This is a genomic window from Pseudomonas sp. LBUM1664 (assembly GCF_059695895.1).
Genome location: NZ_CP166791.1, coordinates 1,036,629 through 1,063,083, shown reverse-complemented (window position 1 = coordinate 1,063,083; position 26,455 = coordinate 1,036,629). Strand labels below are relative to the sequence as shown.

Annotated in this window: 24 protein-coding genes, 1 tRNA gene and 3 pseudogenes; 14 read left to right on the top strand and 14 right to left on the bottom strand. The window is 59.0% G+C overall.

The features are described 5' to 3' along the window. Nucleotides 1-3 precede the first annotated feature (3 nt). Nucleotides 4-819, bottom strand: a complete 816-nt coding sequence (gene panB, locus ACA047_RS04955) for a 3-methyl-2-oxobutanoate hydroxymethyltransferase (protein ID WP_497357186.1) — start codon at nt 817-819, stop codon at nt 4-6. Between the two features lie 305 nt (nt 820-1,124). Between panB and ACA047_RS04950 the strand changes: the two genes are divergently transcribed. The 3 genes from ACA047_RS04950 (at nt 1,125) to ACA047_RS04940 (ending at nt 5,342) form a co-directional block, all read left to right on the top strand. Beyond that, nucleotides 1,125-2,438, top strand: coding sequence for an MFS transporter (locus ACA047_RS04950; RefSeq protein ID WP_497357184.1), 1,314 nt, complete (start codon nt 1,125-1,127; stop codon nt 2,436-2,438). A gap of 63 nt (nt 2,439-2,501) precedes the next feature. Beyond that, nucleotides 2,502-3,905, top strand: coding sequence for an amidase (locus ACA047_RS04945; protein ID WP_497357182.1), 1,404 nt, complete (start codon nt 2,502-2,504; stop codon nt 3,903-3,905). Nucleotides 3,906-3,983: 78 nt separating this feature from the next. Further along, nucleotides 3,984-5,342 (top strand): OprD family outer membrane porin, encoded by a 1,359-nt coding sequence (locus tag ACA047_RS04940; RefSeq protein ID WP_497357180.1) that lies wholly within the window; start codon nt 3,984-3,986, stop codon nt 5,340-5,342. A gap of 81 nt (nt 5,343-5,423) precedes the next feature. Here ACA047_RS04940 and ACA047_RS04935 read toward each other — a convergent pair whose 3' ends face one another. Beyond that, complete coding sequence (locus ACA047_RS04935; protein ID WP_497357178.1) at nt 5,424-5,900, bottom strand: tautomerase family protein; 477 nt, start codon at nt 5,898-5,900, stop codon at nt 5,424-5,426. A 95-nt stretch (nt 5,901-5,995) separates the two neighbouring features. Between ACA047_RS04935 and ACA047_RS04930 the strand changes: the two genes are divergently transcribed. Then, entirely contained in the window at nt 5,996-6,958 is a 963-nt protein-coding gene (locus ACA047_RS04930; RefSeq protein WP_497357177.1) for a GlxA family transcriptional regulator, read from the top strand. Between the two features lie 50 nt (nt 6,959-7,008). Here ACA047_RS04930 and ACA047_RS04925 read toward each other — a convergent pair whose 3' ends face one another. After that, on the bottom strand, nt 7,009-7,617 hold the full coding sequence (locus tag ACA047_RS04925) for a LysE family translocator (RefSeq protein ID WP_497357175.1): 609 nt from the start codon (nt 7,615-7,617) through the stop codon (nt 7,009-7,011). A 94-nt stretch (nt 7,618-7,711) separates the two neighbouring features. On the opposite strand from ACA047_RS04925, the pseudogene ACA047_RS04920 reads away from it, so the two are divergent. Next, a pseudogene (locus ACA047_RS04920) lies at nt 7,712-8,621 on the top strand (LysR substrate-binding domain-containing protein). Nucleotides 8,622-8,725: 104 nt separating this feature from the next. On the opposite strand, the gene gstA reads toward ACA047_RS04920, so the two are convergent. Further along, the gene (gene gstA, locus ACA047_RS04915) at nt 8,726-9,337 is read right to left on the bottom strand and encodes a glutathione transferase GstA (protein WP_497357173.1); all 612 of its coding nucleotides are present in this window, start codon (nt 9,335-9,337) and stop codon (nt 8,726-8,728) included. Nucleotides 9,338-9,457: 120 nt separating this feature from the next. On the opposite strand from gstA, the gene ACA047_RS04910 reads away from it, so the two are divergent. Then, nucleotides 9,458-10,402: a transcriptional regulator GcvA gene (locus ACA047_RS04910; RefSeq protein WP_497357171.1), complete on the top strand. Its 945-nt coding sequence runs from the start codon at nt 9,458-9,460 to the stop codon at nt 10,400-10,402. Between the two features lie 72 nt (nt 10,403-10,474). On the opposite strand, the gene ACA047_RS04905 is transcribed toward ACA047_RS04910, so the two are convergent. The 3 genes from ACA047_RS04905 to ACA047_RS04895 form a co-directional block, all read right to left on the bottom strand. Beyond that, complete coding sequence (locus tag ACA047_RS04905) at nt 10,475-11,062, bottom strand: hypothetical protein (RefSeq protein ID WP_497357169.1); 588 nt, start codon at nt 11,060-11,062, stop codon at nt 10,475-10,477. Between the two features lie 4 nt (nt 11,063-11,066). Next, on the bottom strand, nt 11,067-11,510 hold the full coding sequence (locus tag ACA047_RS04900) for a DUF3592 domain-containing protein (protein ID WP_497357167.1): 444 nt from the start codon (nt 11,508-11,510) through the stop codon (nt 11,067-11,069). A 157-nt stretch (nt 11,511-11,667) separates the two neighbouring features. Then, nucleotides 11,668-12,885, bottom strand: coding sequence for an MFS transporter (locus ACA047_RS04895; protein ID WP_497357165.1), 1,218 nt, complete (start codon nt 12,883-12,885; stop codon nt 11,668-11,670). Between the two features lie 330 nt (nt 12,886-13,215). Here ACA047_RS04895 and ACA047_RS04890 point away from each other — a divergent pair, with 330 nt between their 5' ends. Beyond that, on the top strand, nt 13,216-15,273 hold the full coding sequence (locus ACA047_RS04890) for a methyl-accepting chemotaxis protein (RefSeq protein WP_497357163.1): 2,058 nt from the start codon (nt 13,216-13,218) through the stop codon (nt 15,271-15,273). 103 nt (nt 15,274-15,376) lie between these two features. Then, nucleotides 15,377-15,453, top strand: a tRNA-Met gene (locus ACA047_RS04885). A 160-nt stretch (nt 15,454-15,613) separates the two neighbouring features. Here ACA047_RS04885 and ACA047_RS04880 read toward each other — a convergent pair. Both ACA047_RS04880 and ACA047_RS04875 read right to left on the bottom strand, forming a co-directional pair. Further along, a complete protein-coding gene (locus ACA047_RS04880) occupies nt 15,614-16,099 on the bottom strand; it encodes a GNAT family N-acetyltransferase (RefSeq protein WP_497357161.1) in 486 nt (161 codons plus the stop codon). A 126-nt stretch (nt 16,100-16,225) separates the two neighbouring features. After that, nucleotides 16,226-16,966 carry an SDR family oxidoreductase gene (locus ACA047_RS04875; protein WP_497357159.1) on the bottom strand — a complete coding sequence of 247 codons (741 nt, stop codon included), beginning with the start codon at nt 16,964-16,966 and terminating at the stop codon, nt 16,226-16,228. 148 nt (nt 16,967-17,114) lie between these two features. Here ACA047_RS04875 and ACA047_RS04870 point away from each other — a divergent pair, with 148 nt between their 5' ends. Together ACA047_RS04870 and ggt are read left to right on the top strand one after the other, a co-directional pair. Next, nucleotides 17,115-17,414, top strand: a complete 300-nt coding sequence (locus ACA047_RS04870; protein WP_497357157.1) for a DUF2867 domain-containing protein — start codon at nt 17,115-17,117, stop codon at nt 17,412-17,414. A gap of 134 nt (nt 17,415-17,548) precedes the next feature. Next, nucleotides 17,549-19,387, top strand: coding sequence for a gamma-glutamyltransferase (ggt, locus tag ACA047_RS04865; RefSeq protein WP_497360226.1), 1,839 nt, complete (start codon nt 17,549-17,551; stop codon nt 19,385-19,387). A 23-nt stretch (nt 19,388-19,410) separates the two neighbouring features. On the opposite strand, the gene ACA047_RS04860 is transcribed toward ggt, so the two are convergent. From ACA047_RS04860 to ACA047_RS04845, 4 genes and pseudogenes are all read right to left on the bottom strand, one after another. Next, nucleotides 19,411-19,629 carry a helix-turn-helix domain-containing protein gene (locus ACA047_RS04860; RefSeq protein ID WP_497357155.1) on the bottom strand — a complete coding sequence of 73 codons (219 nt, stop codon included), beginning with the start codon at nt 19,627-19,629 and terminating at the stop codon, nt 19,411-19,413. Between the two features lie 7 nt (nt 19,630-19,636). Beyond that, nucleotides 19,637-20,191, bottom strand: coding sequence for a DUF2975 domain-containing protein (locus ACA047_RS04855; RefSeq protein WP_497360224.1), 555 nt, complete (start codon nt 20,189-20,191; stop codon nt 19,637-19,639). A gap of 93 nt (nt 20,192-20,284) precedes the next feature. Then, nucleotides 20,285-20,713: pseudogene (locus tag ACA047_RS04850) on the bottom strand (methyl-accepting chemotaxis protein); the annotation flags it as partial. A 111-nt stretch (nt 20,714-20,824) separates the two neighbouring features. Then, nucleotides 20,825-21,511 (bottom strand): annotated as a pseudogene (locus tag ACA047_RS04845) (PAS domain-containing protein); the annotation flags it as partial. A 304-nt stretch (nt 21,512-21,815) separates the two neighbouring features. Between ACA047_RS04845 and ACA047_RS04840 the strand changes: the two are divergent. The 3 genes from ACA047_RS04840 to ACA047_RS04830 all read left to right on the top strand — a co-directional run bounded on the left by ACA047_RS04840 (nt 21,816) and on the right by ACA047_RS04830 (nt 25,210). Beyond that, a complete protein-coding gene (locus ACA047_RS04840) occupies nt 21,816-23,234 on the top strand; it encodes a short-chain fatty acid transporter (RefSeq protein WP_497357153.1) in 1,419 nt (472 codons plus the stop codon). Nucleotides 23,235-23,346: 112 nt separating this feature from the next. Further along, nucleotides 23,347-24,507 (top strand): hypothetical protein, encoded by a 1,161-nt coding sequence (locus ACA047_RS04835; protein WP_497357151.1) that lies wholly within the window; start codon nt 23,347-23,349, stop codon nt 24,505-24,507. 175 nt (nt 24,508-24,682) lie between these two features. Further along, nucleotides 24,683-25,210, top strand: coding sequence for an SET domain-containing protein (locus tag ACA047_RS04830; protein ID WP_497357149.1), 528 nt, complete (start codon nt 24,683-24,685; stop codon nt 25,208-25,210). 11 nt (nt 25,211-25,221) lie between these two features. Here the strand turns inward: ACA047_RS04830 and can are convergent, their stop codons facing one another. Further along, nucleotides 25,222-25,866 carry a carbonate dehydratase gene (gene can / locus ACA047_RS04825; RefSeq protein ID WP_497357147.1) on the bottom strand — a complete coding sequence of 215 codons (645 nt, stop codon included), beginning with the start codon at nt 25,864-25,866 and terminating at the stop codon, nt 25,222-25,224. 132 nt (nt 25,867-25,998) lie between these two features. Between can and ACA047_RS04820 the strand changes: the two genes are divergently transcribed. Next, nucleotides 25,999-26,406 (top strand): serine kinase/phosphatase, encoded by a 408-nt coding sequence (locus ACA047_RS04820; RefSeq protein ID WP_497357145.1) that lies wholly within the window; start codon nt 25,999-26,001, stop codon nt 26,404-26,406. Nucleotides 26,407-26,455 lie beyond the last annotated feature (49 nt).

The following is a 26,455-nucleotide window of genomic DNA, read 5'->3' as shown; positions in this document are numbered from 1 at the left end:
TCGCTAGAGCCCGTAGCAATGCCGCACTTCAGGGAAGCGGCCATCGCGCACCTCTTCGGCATAACGCTCGCAAGCCTCGCGAATCACGGCGCCGACATCGGCGTACTGTTTGACGAAGCGCGGCACCCGCTCGCCGCCCATACCCAGCACGTCCTCGGTCACCAACACTTGGCCGTCGCAGGCCGGTGAGGCGCCGATGCCGATGGTGGGCACTTTCGACTCCAGGGTGATTTGCCGGGCCACGCCTTCGGCCACACCCTCGAGCAGCAGACTGAAAGCTCCAGCTTCGAGGTTGGCCCGAGCATCTTCGGCAATCACCGCGCCGGCTTCGGCGCTCAGCCCCTGGGCCTTGAACCCTCCCATGACATTGACGAACTGCGGCATCAGCCCGACGTGGGCCATGACCGGAATACCACGCGCCACCAAAAACTCGACAGTACCGGCAAGGGCCTTGCTGGCCTCCAGCTTGACGGCATCGCAACCGGTGCGCGCCAGGACCTGGGCGCAATTGCGAAAAGCCTGCTCGTTAGATTCCTGATAGCTGCCGAAAGGCATGTCGGCGATGACACAAGACAGGCGTGTACTGTCGACCACGGCCCGGGTGTGACCGATGGTTTCTTCGAGCTGCATGCTCAGCGTCGAGGACCGACCATAGCCGACCATTGCAGTGGAGTCACCGACCAGAATGAAATCGACGATAGGGTCGATCAGACGGGCAATAGAGCTGGAGTACGCCGTCAAGGATACGATTTTCTGCTGGCCCTTCATCGCGACCAGTTGCGGAACCGTCAATCGTTTAGTACGGGTATGAATGCTCATCAGTGTCTTCCTGTGGTGATTGAAAACCCCGCGGGATTAAAATCGGCGAAATTACGCTGAGTTTCTTCCATGGCCCGCTCAGTGCCCAAGCTCAGGAAGCGCCCGATTATTGGTTAACCACAAGAAAACTCAATGTACAGATTTGCGCTAAAAAGCAACCCAGATGCATTGTCTGGTTGTCCCAACCGGTAATTGGATGGACCATTGCCCGCTACATACGTGATGGCATTCTCCGAACAGCACGGCCTGTTCAAGGCTTGGTTTCGAATGCTTTCAGGCGCGATTTTTCATATTAGAGTCCCTTTATGACGGCCCATATTTATCCACAATCCGGTCGCTTTTCCCGGTCTGACTACAAGACCCTGGGCCTGGCGGCGCTGGGCGGTGCACTGGAAATCTACGATTTCATCATCTTTGTGTTCTTTGCCCTGACCCTCAGCCAGTTGTTCTTTCCGCCAGAGATGCCTGAGTGGCTGCGCTTGCTGCAAAGCTTCGGGATTTTCGTCACTGGCTATCTGGCACGCCCGTTGGGCGGCATTCTGATGGCGCACTTCGCTGATCGGGTGGGGCGCAAGCGGGTGTTCAGCCTGAGCATCCTGATGATGGCGTTACCCTGCCTGTTGATCGGGGTCATGCCGACCTATGAACAGATCGGTTACTGGGCGCCCTTGATCCTGCTGCTGTTGCGGGTGCTGCAAGGTGCCGCGGTAGGCGGCGAAGTGCCTAGCGCCTGGGTGTTCGTGGCCGAGCATGCCCCAGATGGGCATCGTGGCTACGCCTTGGGTGTGTTGCAGGCCGGGTTAACATTTGGCTATCTGCTGGGAGCACTGACGGCGACTCTCCTGGCGCGGCTCTACAGCCCCGCCGAGATCCTCGACTTCGCCTGGCGTTACCCCTTCCTGCTGGGCGGTGTATTCGGAGTGATCGGGGTCTGGCTGCGGCGCTGGCTGAGCGAAACCCCAGTGTTCATGGCCTTGCAGGCGCGCCGTGAGATGGATGCGGAGTTGCCGTTGCGTACGGTGTTGCGCGATCACCGCAAGTCCATCCTGCCGGCGATGCTTCTGACCTGCGTGTTGACGTCGGCGGTGGTAGTGCTGGTGGTGATCACCCCGACCGTCATGCAAAAAAGCTTCGGCATGAGTGCCAGCCATACGTTCGCGCTGAGCAGCCTGGGCATTGTGTTCCTGAATATCGGCTGTGTGCTGGCTGGATTACTGGTGGACCGGATCGGCGCCTGGCGCGCGGTGCTGGTTTACAGTCTGCTGCTACCGGCAGGGACGGCGGTGCTCTACGCCAGCCTGATCAGTGGCGGCTACGGGATCAGCGTGGCCTATGCCCTGGCCGGCCTGACCTGCGGCGTGGTGGGCGCGGTGCCCTCGGTCATGGTGGGGTTGTTTCCGACTCGGATCCGGGTGTCTGGCATCTCTTTTACCTACAACATTGCCTACGCACTCTGGGCCAGTACCACGCCGCTGTTGCTGATCGGACTGATGCCGTGGAGCCCTTGGGTCTGCGTAGGCTATTGCGTAATCATGGGTACCGTCGGGGCCCTCACGGCATTGTTCTTCGGTGTTCGCTCAGCCTCCTCGGCTGACGTTTCGGTGGTTCCAGGCGCTTGAGCCTGGCCCTTTCGCGCCGCCGGTTGCGGCGCTTGCCCCTGAATATCAAGGACGGCTATCGGCATGAACTACGTCAACGATTTGCATGATCTACCGGCGGTGCAACTGTTGGCGTTGTTCGCCAGCAAGGCGCTGTCGCCTCTGGAGTACTACGATCATTTGCTGGCCCACATCGAGCGCTGGGAACCGCATATTAACGCGTTGTACGCCTTTGACCCGCAACGGGTCCGGGAACAGGCGGCCGCCGCTAGCGAGCGCTGGAGCCGGGGCCGACCCCGAGGCCTGCTCGATGGTGTGCCCGTGACGCTCAAGGAGTTGATCGCGACGCAAGGCGACTGTATTCCCCTGGGTTGCGCCGCCACCGAGTTGATCCCGGCCACATTCGACGCGCCACCGGCGGCGCGGATGCGTGAGGCCGGGGCGATTATCCTGGGCAAGACCTCGGTGCCGGACTACGGCATGTTGTCGTCGGGGCTGTCGAGTTTTCACGGTGTGACACGCAATCCCTGGAACTTGGCGAACAATCCCGGTGGCTCCAGTGCTGGCGCCGCGGCAGCCGCAGCGGCCGGCTATGGTCCGCTGCACGTCGGCACCGACATCGGCGGTTCGGTCCGATTGCCCGCAGCATGGTGCGCCTTGGTGGGGTTCAAGCCGACACTGGGGCGCATCCCCATCGACCCGTATTACACCGGCCGTTGTGCCGGGCCCATGACCCGCAGCATGGATGACTGCGCACTGATGATGCGCTACCTGTCCCTTCCCGATCCGCGGGATGCCACCAGCCTGCTGCCGGAACAAGGCGATTGGGGGCTGGAACCGCTATCGGTCCAAGGGCTGAAAATCGGTCTGATGCTCGACCCCGGCTGCGGCATTCAACCGGACGAACAGGTGTGCTCGGCGGTCCGGGAAGCGGCTCGCCTATTCGAAAGCCAGGGCGCCCAAGTACGTCAGATCAAGCCACTGATGGATCGTACCCTGCTCCAAGGCCTGGACCATTTCTGGCAGGCGCGACAGTGGAGTCAGTTGCAGGCCCTGAGCCCCGAGCGGCTCGATCAGGTCTTACCCTATATTCGCGACTGGGCGGCAGCGGCCCAGAACCTGACCGCCGTGCAGGCGGTTGAGGGGTTCAACCAGACGTTCGAAATCCGCCGCCGGGCAGCCGAGGTCTTTCATGATGTCGACCTGGTGCTATCGCCGACCAACCAGGTCAATGCCTTTGCGGCGCAATGGGCCTCGCCCACCAATGACCCGCGCCTGCCGTTCGAGCACATCGTCTTCACCGTGCCGTGGAACATGGGCGAGCAGCCGGCGCTGTCGATCAACTGCGGTTTCACCGACCAAGGCATGCCGATCGGCCTGCAGATGATCGCCCCGCGCTTCGCTGACCAGTGGTTGCTCCAGCTCGGCAAGGCCTATGAAAACTGGCGCGGCCCGATTCAACACTGGCCCAAGCCGCCGTCCCTCTGAAGCGTTTTGTCTCCCTCACCGTAAAAGGCGCCTGGAGTGGCAGCGTGCGCCTGGTTTTTTCTCTAAAGGCTTATCGAAATGGATTTTCGTGTACTTCTAATGGCCGGCGTAACCGTCGGCAGCCCTTTGCTTGCAACCGCGAGCGAAGCCGTGACCACGCAAGCCGAGGCTCCGGGATTTATCGACGGCAGCCATTTGGGGCTGAACTTGCGCCATTACTATGCCAACCAGCACACCCGACGTTCTACCTACCTGGGGATCAAGAAAGCCGATGGCCTGGAGCGGACCCGCATCCGTGAAACCTGGGTACAGACCGCGATGCTCAACTACAGCTCCGGGTATACCCAAGGGACAGTCGGTTTCGGGCTGGACGCCTCATTGTTCAGTGCCGTCAATCTGGAGCGCGGACATGGGCGTGTCGCCAATGGTGGCGATCGGGTGCTGGTGGACAGCGATGGCGATGCGCTGCCGACTTGGAGCCGATTGGGTATCGGTGATCTGCGGCTGCGTTTTTCCAGCACTGAAATCAAGACCGGTCGCTTGCTCACCGAGAACCCGATTCTGCGCTACAAGGACAATCGCGCCCTGCCCTCGAGCTTTCAGGGCGTAGGCCTGTTCAGCCATGAACTCGATTGGCTGTCATTGCAGGCTGGCAGCTTCGAACGGGCGATTCCACGCACCGGTACTGGCAGCGAAAAACTCACCACCACCTTCGGCAACCGGGCGTATTCGGGGTCACGTATTTCCTACCTCGGCGGGATGGCCAAGACCCCTTACGGCCTGGACGTCAGCCTCTACGCTTCACGCTTCGAGGACATGTGGCAGCAGTCCTACCTGGGATTGACCCAATTGATTGGGGATCGGCGCCAGATAGCGCTCAAGACCGCACTGAATTACTACCATACCGAAGACCAGGGCGAGCAGCGCCTGGGCTATATCGACAACGACGCCTTCAGCCTGGCGTTCACCGCATCGCACCTGGCCCACAGCCTGACCCTGGCCTGGCAGCAGGTGTTCGGCGACGAGTATTTCGACTACGTCTGGGAGTCCACGGGCAACTACATGGCCAACTCCTTGTACTCGGACTACAACGGGCCGAACGAGAAGTCCTGGCAACTGCGCTACGACCTGGACCTGGCGTCCTTTGGCGCGCCCGGCCTAACGACCAGTCTGTGGCACGCCAAGGGTTGGGACATCGACGGCACCCATTACAGCGGCGACCGTAACGGGCGCAATACCGGTTACAACGTGCGGGGCCTGGACAACGCCAAACACAATGAAAACGGTTTAGTGGTGGCGTACACGGTGCAATCGGGCTCGTTGAAGAACGCGGTGTTTCGCACCATCGTCTACAACCATCGGGCCACCGGAGGGCAGATCGACGGTAGTTACGACGAGTTCCGCCTGGTGGTTAATCTGCCTGTGTCGATTTTTTGAAGCGGCTCACCAACACCGACTATCGGCTGTAGATTCAGCCGATAGACGCCAGGAAAACGGACCTTCGCTCTCCTCAGTTCTCTACAGCGCTGTGTCTGCAGGAATGCCACTCTCCTGCTGAGAGAGGTGTCCATAGCCGGCCGCGCGGGTGAAGTCGGCCAAATGCCAAACATCGCCATTCGCCCCCCAGGTTCCATCAATAACATCTTGAACCTGTATTGAAGTCAGCAATTGGCGCTGATCGTCCGTTGCAAGGCTCGATTTTATTGCGCAATGCAATTCACGTACGTAGCGCTGGCGCATGGGTGCATCCAGTACGCCGGCAGGCACCTTGACGATCACAATGCAGGGGATAACCCGGGCATGAGGAGCCACGCCCCCGCACAGCCATTGAGCCGCCTGGACTTCCTCGATGAGCACCCAACACAAGCCACGCTGCTGAGGGGCATCGCCCATGTGTTCATTGGCCATCGCCACGTCGCTCACGCTTCGAAGTAGTTGTTGACGCTGGGTCTCATTAAAAGCGCCGGTAGGCACCTTGATCAGGATGTTGGGCATGACGAAACCTCGTTGTTGACTGGAGGCGCCATTGGGCCAGTGATCACTGCGCTCGAAAAGTGACCGATTTACCATCTTTCGGGCATAATCGGACAATGTACGATTTCACTATTCTCGTCTTTCCCGCAGCGTTCGCCTCAAGCGTCGCGGCCACCTTGGACATCCTCGCCACCGCAGCAACACTTGCGCAGCGGCGAGGCCTTGCCGTGCCACGCTGGCGAGTTTGTGGACCGCAGCCAGGGCTGATTACGCTAGGGCACGGCATGCTATTGCAGGTCGACGAACTGGCTACAGACGTCGAGGACAGCTCTTGCTGGGTCATTCCTGGCCTTGGCATCAGCGACTTCGATGCGCTGCTCAATCGTCTTGATGAAGACTGGGTATCTCAGACGCTGCCAGCGCTGAGGGCGCATGTGACCCAAGGCCATGAAATTGCAGCCTCATGCTCGGCTGTCTTTCTTCTACATGCCGCTGGATTGCTGGATGGCCGACAGGTGACGACCTCCTGGTGGCTCGCCCCTCAGCTGTCGAACATTGCGCCTCATTGCATTGTCGATCCAAATGTCATGGTGCTCTGCGACCCGCCCCTGACGACCGCGGGCGCAGCCTTCGCGCAGACCGACCTGATGCTGCATCTGTTGCGCCGGCGTCTGTCGCCGGAACTCGCCGACTACGTGGGCAAGGCCCTTCTACTCGATGGTCGACAGTTGCAGTCCCCTTTCATCAACCCCGCGATCATGGCCCAAGGCAATACGCTGGTGGCCAACCTCACCGCCTACATAGAAGCACGGCTGCCCCATCCGCCCAGCGTCCCGACGCTTGCGGCGTACGTCGGCATGTCCGAGCGAACACTGTCCCGACATGTTCGAAAAGCGACCGGCCTTCCAACCCGACATTTGATCCAACGCGTGCAACTGAACAGGGCCCGCGTCCTGCTGGAAACCAGCAGGTACTCCGTCGAGTCTATCGCCGAGCAGGTGGGGTACCAGGATGCCACTGCCCTACGGCGACTGATGCGTCGCCTGTTAAACGCGTCGCCCAAACAATTGCGCCAGTGAGCGCTACTCCCGCAAGTCTCGCCCGCCGAAGTCCAATCATTCAAGTCTGTCTATCTACCGGCCGAAGCCATCAGCACGCCGAAGCAAAAGAAGGTGATGCCCGAGAGTTTGCCGACCATCCTGGCGCCTTTGCTCGTGCCGAGCCAGCCTCTCGCGCCGCTGGCCATGAGGGCATATCCGGTATGAACGAGTACGACGAGCAAGCTATAGGACGACACCAGCAAGAAGAACTGGCTGTAGTAGTTACCCTGCGGTTTGATGAACTGAGGGAATACTGCGAGAAAGAAGAAACCGGCCTTGGGGTTCAGCAACTGGATCGACAACGCCTCGACGAATCGACGCCACGGACGCGACGACGTGACCTTGAGTTCGGGGATAAAAGTCTTCGTACGCCACATCTTGAATCCCAAGTGCAACAAGTACAGGGCGCCGATGTATTTGAGAAGGGTGAACGCAGTGGCCGAGGTGGCCAAAATCAGCCCTACGCTACTGGCGCAAATACCCGCCACGACAAAAGCGCCTGACGCGATACCGAAGATACCTGGCAGCGAACCGATCCAGCCATGACGCAGAGCGTTGGAAATCGTCAGTACCACGCCAGGACCGGGGCTGAGCACTGTAAGGGTCGCCAGAATTAGAAACAGCCCGTAACTCGCCATGAAACACTCCACTCAGTCCGACCCTCAGAGTGGCGTGAAGCAAGAACGCTGACAAACGCTTTAATTGCGCCTTGGATGTGACTAAATTAGACACATGATTTCCGATCTCCCGCCCTTGAACGCCGTCCGTGCCTTCGCCGCTGCCGCTCGTCATCAGAGTTTCAGTCGTGCAGCCGAAGAACTGCATGTCAGCCACAGCGCCGTCAGCCGTCAGCCGTCATATCAAGCTGCTCGAAGAACACCTGGGCGTGTTGCTTTTCGAGCGTCGAACCCGACAATCCCTGCTCACGGTGGCCGGCCGGACGTTTTATGAGCAGGTCAGCGTGGCCCTGGCGCAGATCGCTAACGCCGCCACCGCCCTGACCCGAGGCGCTTCGCTGCGCAAGGTGACCATCAACGTGCGCCCATCCTTTGCGGTGCGATGGCTGATCCCGCGGCTGCCAAACTTCATGGCGCTGTATCCGGATATCCAACCCGAAGTCGTCACCAGCACCCTGCCACCGGATCAATCGCGCGAAACATTTGACGTGGTGATTCGCCGTGGACAGACCGGATGGTCATCCAATGTACAACCACATCTATTGCTGGAAGATGACTTGATACTGGTCGTCGCGCCCTCGCTGCTGCAAAGCCTGCCGCTACACAGCGCCCACGATCTAGTCCAGCACACACTGTTATCAGGCAGAACTCGCAACAGCGATTGGCAAAAATGGGCCGAGTACGCTGGGATCGCTCAATTGCACAATCAACCGACCCTGCAATTCGATCACATGCACCTGGTGTTGCAAGCCGCCGTCGATGGACTCGGCATGGCCTTGTGTCCGACGTCATTGCTGGGCAAGGACTTGTCCACCGGGCGCCTGATCTGCCCCTTTCCCTCCTTGCGCCTGCCATTGACCCGCTATTACTACGGCGTCTCCCAGGAGCCGGCGGCCGACACACAGGTCTTTATCGACTGGATGTTTTCCCACGTCCATCAGGACGCGACAGCTCGCGCGTCATGAACCCCAGACCAACCCTGATCATTGCTAAAACCTGGATTCATAACACCTGAACCCTATGACTTCTGGTTTAACGTGTAGCGGTGGCCATGGATCTACACGGTTTTTTAAACCGGCAACGTCGCCTCTTCCGCGGCAATGGCGGCCTGGACACTGGGACGAGCTTCGATTCGCTCCATGAACGACGCCAACACTGGCCAGTCTTTGATCTCGATATTGAAGAATGGCAACCATTTGAGAACGGTGAATAAATAACCATCGGCCAGGCCGAAGGTGCCCATCAGGTAGTCCTGCTGTGCCAGCGCCTGAGTCAGGTACTCAAAACGCTTGAACAGCTTTTGTTTGAAAATGGTCTTGGTTGCCTCTGGAATATCGGCGTTAAACAGCGGAGCACAGCCGCTGTGAATTTCTGACGCAATGAAGTTCATCCACTCCTGCAGGCGAACCCGTTCCCAGGTGCCATTGGCCGGTGCCAGCGTGTGACCGGGAACAAGATCGGCCAGATACTGAACGATGACAGGGCCTTCGGTCAGCACGCTCCCGTTATCCAGCACCAAGGCTGCTACGTAGCCCTTGGGGTTGATATCCAGGAAGCTCAGCCCGTCAGCGGTTTGCTTGGTCTGGTTGTTAACCCGGATCAATTCAAAAGCGATGCCCAGTTCACGCAGCACGATGTGCGGGGAGAGTGAACACGTCATGGGGGCGAAATACAGTTTCATAGCGATGTCCTTAGGGGGCGAGTCTTGAAACGACGCCAGAATCTACGCCCGCCAAAACATTTGCAAAGGACATCTTGAGTGCTAGCTTATGACAAAATCTCATGAGCGCTACAAAGCCTTATGCTTGCCAAAATCCCCTCTCTAAACGGCTTGAAGGCATTCGAGTGCGCCGCCCGGCACATGAGTTTTACCAAGGCTGCCGAAGAATTGAACGTCACTCAAACAGCAATTAGTCACCAGATTCGTCGCCTTGAGGATGAACTGGGGGTTCGACTGTTCTTAAGACTCAAAGACGGCTTGGCCCTGACCAGCGAAGGTCATTCATATTTCCCCGGCGTTCGCGCAGCCTTTCATGAACTGCGGTACGCCACCGAAAGGTTACTGGACACCCGCAATAACAGCGTCTTGACGATCAGCACGCTGGTCTCATTCGCGTCCAAATGGTTGTTGCCTCGCTTGGCGTCATTTCAGCAAGCATTCCCTGATATTGATGTGCGTGTCACGGCGTCCACAGAATTGGTGGACTTTCGCAAAGGCGGAATCGACGCGGCCATTCGTTACGGTTTCGGTGAGTGGAAGGGCTTGCACGCCGACTGGCTGATGTCCGATGAGATTTTCCCGGTGTGCAGCCCCAAGTTACTCGAAGGCCCAAAAGCCTTGAAAAGCCCGGCGGATCTGGCTCATCAGACTTTGTTGCAGGTCAGCGGAGTGACTCGTAATGACTGGAACACCTGGTTGAGCGCCGCCGGCCAACCGCAGAAACTGGCTCAAGGGACAAGACTGACCTTTGACCTGGCAATGATGGCCGTGCAGGCCGCCATTGATGGTTTAGGCGTTTGTATCGGACGCTCGACTTACGTTGATGACGACCTGAGGGCCGGCAAGTTGGTCGCACCGTTCGATCTTAAATTGAAGTCCGACCTCGGCTTTTATCTTGTCACGCCTCTGGAGATGGCTAATTCGCGGAAGGTTGTAGCCTTTAGAACCTGGCTGATCAATCAGGTCCGAGATTCGGAAAACGCTCAAAGCGCATCAACCCGTCACAAGCAAGTCCATGCCCCTTGACCCGCCAGGTTCACTACATTCACCAGGTGCTACGGAACGGATCCAAGGGGTGGCTTGAGGCCCGATTCGCGACTAGAACAGATAGCCTATGTAGATCGCGGCGCCACCACCGGCCTGCACGCCAACGTTCATGCCAGCCATGACCAGCGCCCCCTTGGCCGACTGCGCTAACCGCCGGCTGACCATGGTGGAAGCGATGAGCGAGGTCGCCGGGTTGGCGTTCAGAGCCACCGACAACGCCAACAATTTGGGATCAAGCCCGAACAACAGGGCCGTAGCCGAACCGCCGGCCACCAGACCCGCCCCCACTTCGGTGTACATGCAAGGCCCGGTGATGTCGTCACTGGTCAGGTCACGATTGACCAGGGCGTCGCTGACAAACACCTTGCCAAAGCTGGGAAAAGCCTCCGCCGCGCCGGCTCCACTCACGCCTTTACCCTTGATCTGGATATTGATCTTGCCAAAACGCGGCAGCCGCGCGCCAAATCCGACACCCACTCCGACACCGCCGTAGCGGTAGCTGACGTCCTCGCCCTGGGGCGAACGCAAAATGATCGAACCACCACTGCCCGCCACCATGACCACGGTCAGACCGCCGCCGCTGGCGGTTTGATATTGCCAACGGCTTTCATTGACCGGGATTGGGATGTTGTAGCTCATACGTTCAAAGTCCTTTATGTGAATGAACCGCACCGCGACCGCGCTGACGAATGGCTTTGGCTAGACCGACAAAGGTGAACACCAGGCCCAGGCAACCCAGTACCCCGGAAGGCCCCCACAGTGCGCCCGAGTCATCGACGATGGCGCTGTTAGCCGGCTGCTCGGGCAGGTAATACACCCGCACCGGCTGATTCTGCTGATAGCCGAAGATAAAGCTGCCCTGGGGGTAGGAAATTTTTTCACCACTGCCGGTGGTGAAGGCGATCTCAGGATGCGAACCACCGGCATTCAAGTGGCTGACGATGCCATCGGCGGTCTGTGCGCGGGCGAGAAACGCGCGTCGGTCAAGGGTGAGATCGACAGTAATGCCCAACAAGACGATACCAATCAGGGCAAACAGCAGCCCCAGCAGTGTCTTCCCGATGCGTGACGGAGTGATGTTAGCCATGGCTTGTCTCGGTATTCGTCCATGAAAGAGGGCGGTGAGGATAACAAGAAGCCTCGCTATACCGCATCCCCGGCAAAATTGTTCAGCCTCCTACGGGGCCAGGAGGATGAGTGGGCAACCAGCGAACTGCCCACTCATCCCCACAAACCCCGTACAGTCAGTTTTTCCGGGTCCTGGGCAGGAAAATCGCCAGCACCCCGAACAACGGCAGGAACGAGCACAACCAGTACACATACTCGATGCCATGGATGTCCGCCAGATACCCCAGCAACGCAGCACCAATCCCGCCGAAACCGAACATCAGCCCGAAGAACACACCGGCGATCATCCCGACGTTGCCTGGCACCAGTTCCTGGGCATACACCACAATGGCCGAGAACGCCGAGGCCAGGATAAAGCCGATCACCACGCTGAGAATGCTGGTCCACAGCAGGTCAACGTGAGGCAAGAGCAACGTGAACGGAGCGGCCCCCAGGATCGAGAACCAGATCACCGCCTTGCGCCCTATCCTGTCGCCGATCGGGCCGCCGAAGAAGGTTCCCGCCGCCACCGCACCGAGGAACAGGAACAGGTGCAATTGCGAGGAGGCCACCGACAGACCGAACTTCTCGATGAGGTAAAAGGTGAAGTAACTGGTGAAACTGGCCATGTAGAAAAACTTGGAAAATATCAGCAGCGCCAGCACCACCAGCGCACTCAAGACCCGGCCTTTGGATAAACCGTGAGTGGCCGCCTGGCCTTGCTTGAGCTTGAACAGATTCAAGTGGTTGGCGTACCAGCGGCTGATGCGGTACAGCACGAACAACGCAAACAGTGCGAACAACCCGAACCAGGCCACATTGGCTTGCCCGTAGGGAATGATGATCGCGGCCGCCAGCAAAGGGCCGAGTGCCGAACCGGCGTTACCACCCACCTGGAACGTCGACTGTGCCAGGCCGAAACGCCCGCCCGAGGCCAGTCGGGCGACTCGCGAGGCTTCTGGGTGAAAGGTCGAAGAGCCAACGCCGATCAACGCGGCGGCCAGCAGAATCAAGGCAAAACTGCCGACCATGGACATCATCACGATGCCGATCAGTGTGCACACCGTTCCGGCCGGCAGCAACCAGGGCTTGGGGTGCCGGTCGGTGTGATAACCGACCCAGGGCTGCAGCAAAGAAGCAGTCAACTGGAAGGTCAGCGTGATCAAGCCAACCTGGGTGAAGGTCAAGCCATAACTGGCCTTGAGCATCGGATAAATAGACGGCAGCACCGCCTGGATCAGGTCGTTGATCAAGTGCGCCAACGCCACCGCACCGATAATGCGCATGACCAATGGGCTGCTTTGGGGCGTGGCGGGTATCGACGTCGTGTCGACCTGGGCATTGCTGGTAGCCATGGGGAGTTCCATACGACAGAGAGGTGCACACAGGCAGGTCGATTAATGTGCCATTTTTCGATGCAGCAAGGCTATCCCCTTAGCCTGCTATCGACCTGAAAAAAATGCCGACAACCAAGGTGATAGCGTAACGCCATGGTCTGAATCTTGCCTTGTTATAAAGTCAACAACGCGGCCCCTTACAAAGGGGACCGAGAATGGGAAGTTTCGCTACAGAGCTGGCCTACAGAGCCGATTTGGACAAACTTTCGAGGCCTTTTAAAAGGACATCTGTTCGACACTGTGTCGAAACGCACAAAAACAGTGCGAGGTGTTCAGGGGAGTATGGGCATGCAGGCTTTTCTATCACCGGGAATCAGGTTGCTGGGACGTTTCGGCTTCGCCCGAAAATTCCAGCTATTGTTCCTGCTTTTCATTCTGCCGCTCATGGGCAGCCTGTGGCTCATTGGGCAGGACTATCGCGACAAACTCAGCCTGATTTCCGGAGAACGTGCCGGGGTACGCCAGTTGCTGGCCCTGGATAACCTCGACAACCTACTCGCCGCCCAGCGCAACCGCGCGGCCCGTTGGCGAGCCACGGAAACCAATCGGCAGCCAACACCCGCAACGCTTGCGGCGATGGCGGCTTTCGATGCCGTGCAACCGGCGCTCAACCAAGCCGCCAGCGACCTGGGCACAACCTTGCAAACCGAAGGTGCCGAAGCCGACACCCTCGCCCGCCATCAAGCCCTGCAGACCAGTCTCAACGGCCTGGACTCCAAAAGCCTGGGCGCCGTGGGCTGGTGGCCGGACGGTTATGACCGTTTCACTGCGGCCCTCAGTGCACTGCAAGCCTTGCGCGAGCAGATCGTCATGGACAATCGCCTGACCCTCGCTTCCTGGCTGGAAACCTACCTGCTGACCCAGATCTCCACCCAGCAGACGCCGGACCTGATCGAACGAGTCGGTCGCCTTGCCAGCGTTGGCCAGGCCTCCGTGGTGTCGGGCCAGTTCACCTTGCAGAGCCGCCTGCAACTGCGGGACCTGCGCAGCCGCATCGGTGACGCCCGGGATCAACTGGTCAAAACCGGTGCACTGCTGGAAATACGCCTACCCAGCGAGCTGCAAACCTGGGCCGGACAATACCAAAGCAGCCTCAAGCATCTGGAAACAGGCCTGAAAGTGCTGGATGACGGGGTGTTCGGCGGCTCCATCAACCTCAAGCCGGAAGACTTCGAGAAACACATGGACGCCCTCTTGACAGATCTGGCCGCCTTGCGCCAGCAGTCCCTGGTGGCGCTGGATACACGCCTGGAGCACTACCATGATTCGGCGATCCGCCAGTTCACAGTGGTAGCAACGGTGCTGGGTTGCTTGCTGTTGGCCGCGCTCTACCTCTTCGTCTGCCTGCAAGCGTCCATCCGCCGCAGTACCAGCGGCATCACCTTGTTGGCCGAAGCCCTGCGTGACGGCAACCTCAGCCTGCAAGTGCCGGTGCAGGGCCGCGATGAATTGGCGGCCATCAGCACCGCCCTCAACGTCGCCGTGGTGCAGTTGCGCAACAGCCTACTGGGGGTGGACCACGAGACGTTGCAGTTGAGCAACGCTGTGCGCACCCTCAACACTCACTCCAGCGGCGCCTTGGGAGAAGTCGAGGCCCAGCAGATACAGATCAGCCAGATCGCCGCCGCCGCGACGCAACTGGCCGCCACCTCTCAAGGTGTAGCGAGAAGCTGTGAACAGGCTTCCGACAGCGCCCAGCAGACCCGGCGCATCGCCGCCGACAGCAGCCGCGACAGCCTACGCACCACGGCGAGTATCCAGCAGCTCAACCAGCGGCTCAATGACACCGCCGCCGCCCTGGGCAGGGTCAGTGAACAGGGGCAGCAGATCCAGCTGGTGGTCGACACCATCCGTGGCGTGGCCGAGCAGACCAATCTGCTGGCCCTCAATGCCGCCATCGAAGCCGCTCGCGCCGGGGAACAGGGCCGTGGCTTCGCGGTGGTGGCCGATGAGGTGCGCAGCCTGTCGCAACGCACGCAGACCTCCACGCAGCAGATTGCCGGCACCGTCGACAGCCTGCGCGCCACGGTCAATGAAGCCGTCAGCCTGATGGAAGCCGCTTGCGGCCAAGCCCAGACCGACGCGCAAGCCGTCACCAGCCTCGGCGAACGGCTGGGAGAAATTGCCAGCGCCGTGCAAAGCGTCACCGACACCCTGGCGCAAATCGCCACCGCCGTGGAGGAACAGGCCAGCACGGCCGACGAGGTCAGCGGCAATATCCAGCAGGTCGACCAGGCGGCCATGCGCTTGCTCGAAGGCGCACGGGCCGTGAACCTGGCCGCGGACACCCTGAGCCAGGGCAGCCAGGCCCTGAGCGCCAACACGGGGAGATTTCAGCTCGGCTGACAGGCACTTGCAGCGAGGATGGATAAGCGGTTGAAAGCGCAGAGAAATATTTCAGATTTACGCTTGACACATCTTCGTAGCCAGAGAATAATGCGCGCCACTTGGCTACATAGCTCAGTTGGTTAGAGCATAGCATTCATAATGCTGGGGTCCGGGGTTCAAGTCCCTGTGTAGCCACCAAGTACTAAAAACGGCTTATCGAAAGATAAGCCGTTTTTTTATGCCTTGAGAAAAGCACTGTGGCTACCACTGCAAGATTTTTTTGATCCGCCGTGGCGAGGGAGCTTGCTCCCGCTGGGCTGCGCAGCGGCCCCTTTTGTGAGTGCTTCGCACCAGAAAGCTAAAAAAGCGCAGCCATACTCAACGCGTCCACATAATCGCCATCTCGATAGGCGAATTTTTTATGTGTGCCTTCCACTGTAAAGCCATGCTTCTTATAAAGCGCAATGGCAGGCTCGTTATCAGTGAATACGGTTAACTCCAAACGCGTTATGTTCATCCAGCGCGAAGCGGTCGTGGTCAGCTCTTTTAACATCGCGCCACCAATACCCCGACGATGATAGTTATCGCAGACTCCCATCCAGAAATCAGCCACGTGCTGCCTACGCCCCTGAAACCGATATAGCATCGCACAGCCAACAACCACGCCATCTTGCTCAGCGACCAGAGACAGCCCGGAAGAAACCCGGTTCTCAACCAGCTTCTTGATATCATTGGTTGATTGATATGGCATTCGAAGCGTCCACCAACGAAACGCCGGCTGTTCAAATATCTGAGCCAATGAGGTCCAGTCGCTATCAGCCATGGCACGTACGATCAAGCTCATGCTATCAAGTCCTCTTTCATACCGACTTCAAGCACCTGCCCACCAGATAAGATAATTATCTTTTCAGCATCCACGACGGCCTCCCGTTTGCGTTTTTACCTGTTTAATAGCTGCGACCCAACTTCATCAGCGCATCGTCAAGCCACCATCGACTGCATATTGGCTTCCGGTTACGTAGGATGAATCATCCGACAGCAGAAACAACGCAACCGCCGCCGCCTCGGCAGCGGTACCGACTCTCCTCAACGGCAACTGATTGACCAATCCATCTTCGAACTGCCGGCGGATTTCGTCGGACATGAAGTTTCGAAAGTTGGTATCAATCGGTCCCGGAACCAGCACGTTGACCCTGATCCCCCGCGCGCCCAATGCCGCAGCACAGCAACGAGCCATCGAAATCATCGCCCCTTTGGTCGCCGCATAGACGCTGGCCATAGGGGCTGACTCATAGGCCGAGGTCGAAGACGTCAACACAATGGACGCATTGGGAGAAAGCAGGTCCGTCAACTTGGCGATTTGAAGCAGCGGTCCCCGTGCGTTGGCGTTCATCATCCGATCGAAAAACTCTGCATCCGTGTCCTCGATCGATCCCACTTGCGCGTAGCCGGCATTCAGCCAAAGTCCGTCAAGCCCACCCATTTCTCTGACTTTATCCGCCAGTTGTTGTGTCGCTGCCGGATCCGAGACATCGTTTTTGAATACCAAGGCATCGGCAGGAAGAATATCCGCGGCTTCTTCCAAATGCTGACGGCTAATACCCGTGACAGCCACCAAGCCGCCCTCGTCAGTAATACGCTTGGCGCCCGCCAGCCCCATACCACTGGTCCCCCCAGTAATCAAAATGCGTTTGCCAGAGAATCTGCCCACAAGTCTTCCTCCACGTTTAATGTGAAACTCAATGCCAGTGGTAGTATCGCGCAATTGGATCCATTTGCTGTCGCGACTTGGCAGACGCCCCTCTAGTTTGCGTGCTGCACTTCGCTATCTTCGCCCTCCCTAGGTTGCCCCGCTAGGGATGACGCCGACTCATGGGTTCCAGGCGCATAAACATCTGTCGGCCACCGTAATGAAAGATGATCAGCTGGATTTCTTCACCGTTGCGTCGATAAGCCCGCAAGAGCTTGAGCTTCAGTTGAATGATCGGCACTTCACCGTTTCAGTCTCGATTTATCTGTCAGAGCATCAGCCAGTACAGACCCTCTACGTTACATCAACAGTTACCCCCAACTCCCCCATGGGGAAATGGTATGTAAGGGGCATCGCGCCCTTCCACCGTGCGGTAGTGAAGACCCTGCTCAATCGTCTGGGTGAATAGTCAGTTCACATCACGATATGGATGAAGTTGCCGATCTGCACCAATCGGTGCCATCAGAAGCCGTCCTCCAATACGCCATTGCCCCTATCCGCCCATGCCGATACAGTCCTTCGTTTCAACCAAGGAAGGAGTGCATCGTGCTCAGACCCAACCTCAACCGCCTGTCAGCCGCTTCTCTGCTGGCTGTCGCTCTGATGCTCGGCGCCTGTAAGGCCCCACCCTCCTCCACAACCACCCCGGCATTACCCTCCGCGCCGGAAATCACCTCCGGCTACCGCACCGACCTGCAGACCCGCCACGCCGACAAGCACATGGCCGCCGCAGCCAACCCTCTGGCGGCGCAGGCCGGGCGGGAAATGTTGCGGCGCGGAGGCTCGGCCATTGATGCGGCGATTGCGATGCAGGCGGTGCTGACCCTGGTGGAGCCGCAATCCTCCGGCATCGGCGGCGGTGCGTTCATTGTGCTGTGGGACGGCAAGGCCGTGCGCACCTATGACGGTCGCGAAACGGCACCGGCCGGCGCCACCGAAAGACTTTTCCTGCAAGCTGACGGCAAACCCATGCCCTTTACCGCCGCGCAAATCGGCGGTCGCTCCGTGGGTACGCCGGGGGTGTTGCGCGCGCTGGAACTGGCCCATCGCAAACATGGCCGCCTCAAATGGGCGACGCTGTTCGAGCCAGCCATCGCACTGGCGGAACAAGGCTTCGCAATTTCGCCCAGGCTGCACTCGATAATCGCTACCGACCCGTCCTTGCCGGGCTCACCAGACATGGCCGCGTACTTCCTGAACGCCGATGGCAGCCCGAAAGCGGTCGGCACAGTACTGAAAAACCCTGCATTGGCCAACGTGCTCAAACGCATCGCCAGCGAAGGTCCCGATGCGTTGTACAAAGGGCCGATTGCCGAAGAGATCGTCGCCAAGGTGCAGGGGCACGCGAACTCCGGCAGCCTTTCGCTGAACGACCTCAAGGGCTATACCGCCCGCGAGCGCGCGCCGTTGTGCACCGACTACAAGCGCTGGCAAGTCTGTGGGATGGCGCCACCGTCTTCGGGCGGCATCGCCGTGGCACAGATCCTCGGGACATTGCAGGCCCTGGAGCAGCGCGATAGCCACGCGGCCCTCGGCCCCTTGAAACCGCTCAAGACCGATAAACCCGCCGGCATCGAGCCCGCGCCCGAAGCGGTGCACCTGATCGCCGAAGCTGAACGCCTGGCTTACGCCGACCGCGCCCAATACGTGGCCGACTCGGACTTTATCCCGGTGCCGGTCAAAGGCCTGGTCGATCCAAATTATCTGGCCAGCCGCGCCAGCCTGATCGGCCCACGCAGCATGGGCGTCGCCAAACCCGGCACGCCGCCGGGCATTCAAGTGGCCTACGCGCCGGACCGCTCGCCCCTGCGTATTTCCACTTCGCAAGTGGTGGCGGTGGACGATCAGGGTGGCGCCGTGTCCATGACCACCACGGTGGAATCGGCATTCGGTTCGCATTTGATGGTGCAGGGTTTCATGCTCAACAACCAGATGACCGACTTCTCATTCATACCTGAAGAGAACGGGCAAAAAGTCGCCAACCGCGTCGAACCCGGCAAACGCCCGCGCTCGTCCATGGCACCGACCCTGATCTTCGATCGCCAGAGCGGTGCGCTGCTGGCCGCTGTCGGTTCACCGGGCGGCTCGCAAATCATCGAGTACGTCGCCAAATCGGTGATCGGCCTACTGGACTGGAACCTGGACCCACAAACCGCCATCAACCTTCCCAACTTCGGCAGCCGCAACGGCCCCACCGAACTGGAACAAGGCCAGTTCAGCCCGACGCTGATCCAGGCGCTGAAGGATAAAGGCCACACGGTGAGTGAGATCGACATGACCAGCGGCACCCAGGCGATCGTCCGGGTGCGTGATGCGCAAGGGAAAACATCACTGGCCGGCGGGGCGGATCCGCGGCGAGAAGGAGAAGCGCTGGGGGATTGATCGAATGCCTGGCTCGGACGAAATCATTGCAACTCGCTCTCCGGCTGGTAGATCAACAGATCAGCGGGCTGACATTGTAGATAGTTGCAAATGGCTTCGAGGGTAGCCAGGCGTATGCCCTTGACCTTTCCTTGTTTCAACAAGGAAAGGTTGGCCTCAGTAATGCCTATGGCGGCGGCCAGGTCTTTGGATTTGACCTTGCGCCTGGCCAGCATCACATCAAGTTGAATAACGATGGGCATGGGCATCTCAAACGAAAGTTTTGTTTTCTGAATCGACTTCACTGGCCTGGGACAATATCCGGGCAATGATTGCAATGCACGCTGCAAGAAACAAAGCGACAAAGGACGGGGCGGTAATACTGAGGGTAAGCAATCGCTGGCCGACCGGCGCATTGATCGTCACCAGCAGACTGAGAAAGGGCTCACACAGGAAATCCAACAGCACCCACACCGCGACTGCGCGGCCTGCATTCCCCAGATAAACGGCTGCTTCGCTGGAAAAGTACTGCCCTTGGGCATAACGCTTGAAGAGCTGCCGCAAATTGGCCAACCCGGCCGCCAGGGCCAGCAAAGGGATGCTCGACAAAAGGATCCCGCCAAGGCACTGCCAACCTGTCAACTGCATCGCCTCTCCAGACAAGCTCGACAGCTGGCGCTCGGTCAGGGCAAAACCCAGACCGTAGTGTGATGCGACCTCAGGAAACAGCCAGGCCGCGGCGTTGACCACCATCATCGAGACAATGAAAACAAGCGTTATGGCAGCCATACGTTGGCTGTACAGGGCGAGACGACTTGAACACATGTGAGGCTCCAGCAGAACAAAAGGAGCGCAAAACATAGCCACAAAATTATCGTAAAACAATAATTAATATGTAAAAAACGATAAGTGCATGCCTCAAGTCGACAACTGATTGGCAAACTGGCTCACCGCATCGACCACTTTCTTCGCCCCGTCCTGGATCTCGACAATCACCGTCCCCGCCTCGGCGGCCAGGGCCAGGCCCTGTTCGGCCTGGTGCTGGCCGTCGGTCATCAGCGCCACGGCGTTGCGTGCCATGTCCTGGTTCTGGCGAACCACACCGACGATTTCATCGGTCGCCTGGCTGGTGCGCGACGCCAGTTGCCGCACTTCATCTGCCACCACCGCAAAGCCTCGGCCCTGCTCACCGGCCCGGGCCGCTTCAATAGCGGCGTTGAGCGCCAGCAGGTTGGTCTGTTCGGCGATGCCGCTGATGGTCTTGACGATGGTGCCGATCACCAGGGACTGCTCATTTAACGCCTCGATGCCTTCGCCGGCGGTCTGCATGTGCCGGGCCAGGTCGCGCATCACGTCCACGGCCTGGGTCACGACGGTGGTGCCGCGCTGGGCGCAACTGTCGGTTTGCAACGAGGTGCTGTAGGCAATGTTGGCCGCCTCGGCAACGGCTTTTTCCTGGTTGACCTGGTCAGTGATGTTCGTGGCGAACTTAACCACTTTATAAAGTCGCTCATTGGCATCGAGTACCGGGTTATAGGACGCTTCCAGCCACACCTCACGGCCGTTGCTGTCGATACGCTTGAAGCGGCCGGCCACGAACTCACCGCTGTTCAGGCGTTTCCAGAACTGCTCATAGGCCGCGCTGTTGTATTCCTCAGGCTCGCAAAAAGTGCGGTGGTGCTTGCCCTTGATCTGCGCCAGGCTGTAGCCCATGGCGTTGAGGAAGCGGTCATTGGCCGTGAGGACGTGACCGCCCAGGTCGAACTCGATCACCGCCGTCGAACGCACCAATGCGCCGATGAGGTTTTCATGCTCGCGTGAGCCTTCGATGGTGCGAGTCAGGTCACTGGAATACATTGAAAAATACCGGACGCGCCCGTCAGCAGCCCATACTGGCTGGACGATCGAACGCAGCCAGGCTTCCTGGCCATTGCCTCGCAGCAGGCGCACGGCGCCGGAAAAATGCTCGCCACGGGTCAGCGCCGACGTGAAGCGAATTTGGAACTCGTTGGATTTCAAATAAGCCGGAGCCAGTTCTTGGACAGGCCGGCCAATCAGGTCCTGGCTCTTGTAATGCATTTCATCGAGAAAGTTCTGATTGACCGTTTGCACCCGCCCGTCGGAATCCAGGGTGAGGGCCAGCATTTCGCGGTCCAGGCTTTCCTTCACCTGCATAAGGCTGGACAGTTCTTGGCGAAGAGCCGACAGCTCCTGCTTCAAGCGATTGTTGAACATGGACATGCTCCGACAACAGGAGGGTAAGTGGCTTGTTCTCTTACCATCGGCTCAGCGATTTTTTTCTAAAGCCATAGGCGGGTCTTAAAAATATTCATGGGCTCTCAAACCCTGATAAACCTCCCATGGTCATTGGATTGTTCTACCGTTGGCGCTAACAACTGTGGCCTTACCGCTCCAAATACCCATAACCATAAAAACCGAGGTAATTGCCGTGACCACCGACATCGAAGACAGCCGTTCCGCCCGCTTCGCCTTGCGTTGCTCCAGTTTTGCCGAGCGCTGGTTCCCCGACTCCTGGGTCTTTGCCGCGCTGGCGGTACTGGTGGTCGCGCTGGCCACACAGTTTATCGGCGCCACGCCCACCGCGGCCGCCATGGCGTTCGGCGACGGCTTCTGGAGCCTGATCCCGTTCACCATGCAAATGGCCTTCGTGGTGATCGGTGGTTACGTGGTCGCCAGCTCGCCGCCCGCCGTCAAGCTGATTGATCGCTTGGCACGCATTCCGAAAAATGGCCGCTCCGCGGTGGCCTGGGTGGCACTGATTTCCATGGTCGCGTCGCTGCTCAACTGGGGCCTGTCGCTGGTGTTTGGCGGCCTGCTGGTACGAGCCCTCGCCCGACGCACCGACCTGAAAATGGACTATCGCGCCGCCGGCGCTGCCGCTTATCTGGGCCTGGGCGCGGTGTGGGCCCTGGGGTTGTCTTCGTCGGCCGCGCAATTGCAGGCCAATCCGGCTAGCCTGCCGCCGTCGATTCTGTCGATCACCGGCGTCATTCCTTTCACCCAGACCATTTTTCTCTGGCAGTCCGGGGTGATGTTACTGGCGCTTATCGTCGTTTCGTTGATCATCGCCTACGCCACCGCCCCTGGCCCGAACAGCGCCCGTGACGCCGCCGCTTGCGGGATCGACCCCAGTTTCAGCATGCCGGCATTGCAGCCTCGCACCCGCCCCGGGGAGTGGCTGGAACACAGTCCGCTGCTGACCATCGCCCTGGTGCTGCTGGCCGCCGGCTGGCTGTTCCACGAGTTTTCGACTAAACCGGCGATCAGCGCCATTTCCGGCCTCAATACCTACAACTTCCTGTTCCTGATGCTCGGGGCGTTACTGCACTGGCGGCCGCGCAGTTTTCTCGATGCCGTGGCCCGTGCGGTGCCGACCACCACAGGCGTATTGATCCAGTTCCCGTTGTACGGCTCGATCGCAGCACTGCTGACCACGGTCAAGGGCAGCGACGCTCAGACGTTGGCCCACTACATATCGACCTTTTTCGTACAGATCGCGTCCCATGACACCTACGCCTTGTTGATGGGCATTTACTCGGCGGTACTGGGCTTCTTCATTCCGTCGGGCGGCGGCAAATGGATCATCGAAGCGCCTTACGTCATGCAGGTGGCCAACGACCTTAACTATCACCTGGGCTGGGCGGTGCAGATCTATAACGCCGCCGAAGCGCTGCCGAACCTCATCAACCCCTTCTATATGCTGCCGCTGCTGGGCGTCCTGGGGTTGAAGGCCAGGGACCTGATCGGTTTTTCCTTCGTTCAGCTACTGGTGCACACGCCGCTGGTGCTGGTGCTGCTATGGGCATTGGGGACGACACTGACCTATTTACCGCCGGTGATGCCATAAAGCCATAAAAAAGGGCCGATATTTGCTTCGGCCCACTTTTTCTTCGGTTCGGTCTGTTTCAGTATGGGGGCGCCCTGTTTCGAGGGGCTCACACGCTGAAAAGGATCTGAGCATGTCCAAACTCGTAGTACTTCCTCTTGCCGCCCTGGCCTTCAGTGCCGCCGCCCACGCCGTCGACATAGACGTACAGCTTGGCAGCACCGAACGTGTTACCCGCCTCTTCGCTTATCCCAACAACTGCAACGTCATTTGCTTTCGCGACTGGACGCTGGAACAGACGGTCGAGCATTACCTGACCCAAAGCCTGCAGCGCGACGGCTACAGCACGGCCAAGGTCAGCGTCAAAAGTAATAACGATAAGGTCTATGCCCACATTACCGAGGTACCCAAAGGTTATGGCCAACCGCTGACTGCGCTGCTCGACGCCGGAGACTTGGCGTACAACGGCGCCACAAAACTTAACGGCGATAAAAAATGGGCCTACAACTGGTACCTGTTCCTGCCACTGGGCATGGCCCTGGAAAATCGCAAAAGTGTCGAGTTGCTGCACTTCCCACCGGATTACTCCCTGACCCAGGCCCAGGACTATCTGGAATCGGCCACCACCAATCGTTGGGCCACACTGCTGACCGTCAACGGCATTGCCGCTGAACAGACGCCGGCCTACCAGACCATCATCGACATCGCGCCCATCGCGGCCCCGTCCAATGCCGGCCAGACGTTGGAGGGTGTCTACGATTATTTCAACGACTACCAAACCACCATGGTCAAGCAAGTCAGTCAAAGTGCTAGCGGAGCGGCGCTGCCGATGGTGGCCTTCGGCGCTCCCGTTCGGAACTGGATCAAGACACAGTACGGCCAGACCGTGGGCGTGCTGGGCCTGGCAACCATAAACCCGACTGGGGACGTCAAGGTGCCGGTCCTGGGCTCCAACCATCCGAGCTATATCTGGTACGCCGCCGACCCGGAAAACTATGGCGGTGACGAAGCCAAGGCGGATGCAGCAGGCTTGAAAGTCATGGGCCAGGACCTGAGCACTGCGTGCTGGCAGGCCGGCATGGGCAGCAAACCAGGCACCGACCCGACTGCACAGTTGAACCAATGCACGCAGACCTGGCAGGTGACCCAAAAGGAGAAAACCTGTGAGCTGTTCTATACCTCGGTTCGTAAACTGACCCAGGATGAGGCAGAGAAAAAATGCGCGACGCCTGCGATCAAATCGCAACTGCCGCAACTGAAGGTGCCCATGCCGTTGCCCACTGACTCGGTCTAAACCGTAAGGGCTTTCCCGCGTAAGCCTGCTCTCACGCGGGAAAGCGTCTTTGGCTCCTGTCAGAGTCGACAGTAGATGTCGCTTTCGACTTGGGCGAAGCTATCCGCCCCAGAGCGACCGTTGGCAGGATCGCCAGCGTCAGGAAGTCGAGCGTCCTAAACCGACAAGGACCGTCATGACCCCCTCCATTGCAGATAGAACCCGCTCAAAAAACCGGGATTGCATCTACCCTGAAAAAGAACTCAGCACCCGCCTGGGTTACCCATCGATCCGCGATTTCGAAGTGATTCAAACGACAAACGGGCGCAGCAATGGGATCGTCGCCAGAAAAAGTTTCGTCCCCATGGAGCGCATGTGCAGGGTATCGGGGCTTATCGTGAGCCGCCGACGCCTGCACACGCTGCAGATCTTGCCGGACATACACATGTATGACCCGCGCTTCGCTGGATTGCTGCTGCACTCTTGCAACCCGAATGTCTATCTCGACATGAGCGAACTGTGGTTATGGTCGCTGACCCACATCCACGAAGGTGACTACCTGACGATGGATTACGCCAGTACCGAACAGAAACTCTATCGGCAGTTCGCCTGCCGGTGTGGCTCCTCCAACTGCCATGGCTGGATCACCGGCTATGACGAATCGCCCAACGAGCAGGGAATGAAGTTTCTAAAGCACTGGCGTCATCGCTGCCATCGTGACTGAAGCCCTTTAGATCAGGGCGCACTCACCGGACGCAACCGATACTGCGGCGGCAACTGCTCAAAGCCGCTGATCGTGGTGTCCAGGCTTTTCCAGCGCCCATCCTTGATGCCGTAGATGCAGCCATGAATCGACAGGCTCTGCCCACGGTGCCAGGCGTTCTGCACGATACTGGTATGACCGACGTTGGCCACCTGCTGGATCACGTTGAGTTCGCACAAGCGATCCACACGCTCTTCTTCGGTCGGCAGTTTTGCCAACACTTCGCGGTTCTCGTAATACAGGTCGCGAATCGAACGCAGCCAACCGTCGATCAGGCCCAGTTGGCGGTCTTGCATCGAGGCACGTACGCCGCCACAGCCGTAATGGCCGGTGACAAGGATGTGTTTGACCTTGAGCACGTCCACCGCATATTGAATCACCGACAGGCAGTTGAGGTCCGTGTGCAGCACCACGTTGGCCACATTGCGGTGCACGAACAGATCACCTGGCAGCATGCCGACGATCTCGTTAGCCGGCACACGCGCATCGGAACAGCCGATCCACAGGTACTCCGGGGTTTGCTGACGGGCCAGCTTGGCGAAGAAGTCAGGATCCTCCTGCTTGATCGCATCGGCCCAGCGCGCGTTGTTATCAATCAGATCTTGTAATTCGTTCATGCTGTCTAGCCCTCGAGAATAGTGCGCAACTTTGACAACAGACCACCTGTCGAGGTCACGTCGATGATGCCGTTGGAATTCTCGGCATGGCTGCGGGTCCACCCAGTAGGATCCACAGTATGAGGAATTACCATGAATGATTCACGACGTCCTTTCGATGCGGTGCAACCGGAACCCATCGACGACAACGAAGACCGCATGGGCTCGATGCATGAACTGGAATTCGACGACAAAGAGCCCAGCGCGAAAATCGGTGATGAACTGCCGGAAAACGAACAGCTGATGCCTCGTGAACGCGTCCACGAAGCGGGCCTGACGGGGGCTTCCACCGATGATCACGAACCTACCGAAGACGACATGAGCCCGGAGATACTCATCCGCGAAGACGGCGCCCGGGACGCCCACGAGGCCGGTGACGATGGTCAGGCCGATTGGGATCTGAGCGTGGTGGATGAAAACGATATTGGCGGGGGCGATGGACTGGACGAAGCGCAAATGGCGGATATCGATCCGTTGGATGGCAGCGCTAAGCGAACCTGATCGCTATGCAGGACTGCCGCCATCGCGAGCAGTTCAGTTAGCGAAGATG

What these genes read in the sequence shown, in the direction of transcription:
- panB (WP_497357186.1), bottom strand. Translation starts at nt 819, where the DNA reads ATGAGCATTCATACCCGTACTAAACGATTGACGGTTCCGCAACTGGTC.
- ACA047_RS04950 (WP_497357184.1), top strand. Translation starts at nt 1,125, where the DNA reads ATGACGGCCCATATTTATCCACAATCCGGTCGCTTTTCCCGGTCTGAC.
- ACA047_RS04945 (WP_497357182.1), top strand. Translation starts at nt 2,502, where the DNA reads ATGAACTACGTCAACGATTTGCATGATCTACCGGCGGTGCAACTGTTG.
- ACA047_RS04940 (WP_497357180.1), top strand. Translation starts at nt 3,984, where the DNA reads ATGGATTTTCGTGTACTTCTAATGGCCGGCGTAACCGTCGGCAGCCCT.
- ACA047_RS04935 (WP_497357178.1), bottom strand. Translation starts at nt 5,900, where the DNA reads ATGCCCAACATCCTGATCAAGGTGCCTACCGGCGCTTTTAATGAGACC.
- ACA047_RS04930 (WP_497357177.1), top strand. Translation starts at nt 5,996, where the DNA reads ATGTACGATTTCACTATTCTCGTCTTTCCCGCAGCGTTCGCCTCAAGC.
- ACA047_RS04925 (WP_497357175.1), bottom strand. Translation starts at nt 7,617, where the DNA reads ATGGCGAGTTACGGGCTGTTTCTAATTCTGGCGACCCTTACAGTGCTC.
- gstA (WP_497357173.1), bottom strand. Translation starts at nt 9,337, where the DNA reads ATGAAACTGTATTTCGCCCCCATGACGTGTTCACTCTCCCCGCACATC.
- ACA047_RS04910 (WP_497357171.1), top strand. Translation starts at nt 9,458, where the DNA reads ATGCTTGCCAAAATCCCCTCTCTAAACGGCTTGAAGGCATTCGAGTGC.
- ACA047_RS04905 (WP_497357169.1), bottom strand. Translation starts at nt 11,062, where the DNA reads ATGAGCTACAACATCCCAATCCCGGTCAATGAAAGCCGTTGGCAATAT.
- ACA047_RS04900 (WP_497357167.1), bottom strand. Translation starts at nt 11,510, where the DNA reads ATGGCTAACATCACTCCGTCACGCATCGGGAAGACACTGCTGGGGCTG.
- ACA047_RS04895 (WP_497357165.1), bottom strand. Translation starts at nt 12,885, where the DNA reads ATGGCTACCAGCAATGCCCAGGTCGACACGACGTCGATACCCGCCACG.
- ACA047_RS04890 (WP_497357163.1), top strand. Translation starts at nt 13,216, where the DNA reads ATGCAGGCTTTTCTATCACCGGGAATCAGGTTGCTGGGACGTTTCGGC.
- ACA047_RS04880 (WP_497357161.1), bottom strand. Translation starts at nt 16,099, where the DNA reads ATGAGCTTGATCGTACGTGCCATGGCTGATAGCGACTGGACCTCATTG.
- ACA047_RS04870 (WP_497357157.1), top strand. Translation starts at nt 17,115, where the DNA reads ATGACGCCGACTCATGGGTTCCAGGCGCATAAACATCTGTCGGCCACC.
- ACA047_RS04860 (WP_497357155.1), bottom strand. Translation starts at nt 19,629, where the DNA reads ATGCCCATCGTTATTCAACTTGATGTGATGCTGGCCAGGCGCAAGGTC.
- ACA047_RS04855 (WP_497360224.1), bottom strand. Translation starts at nt 20,191, where the DNA reads ATGTGTTCAAGTCGTCTCGCCCTGTACAGCCAACGTATGGCTGCCATA.
- ACA047_RS04835 (WP_497357151.1), top strand. Translation starts at nt 23,347, where the DNA reads ATGTCCAAACTCGTAGTACTTCCTCTTGCCGCCCTGGCCTTCAGTGCC.
- ACA047_RS04830 (WP_497357149.1), top strand. Translation starts at nt 24,683, where the DNA reads ATGACCCCCTCCATTGCAGATAGAACCCGCTCAAAAAACCGGGATTGC.
- can (WP_497357147.1), bottom strand. Translation starts at nt 25,866, where the DNA reads ATGAACGAATTACAAGATCTGATTGATAACAACGCGCGCTGGGCCGAT.
- ACA047_RS04820 (WP_497357145.1), top strand. Translation starts at nt 25,999, where the DNA reads ATGAATGATTCACGACGTCCTTTCGATGCGGTGCAACCGGAACCCATC.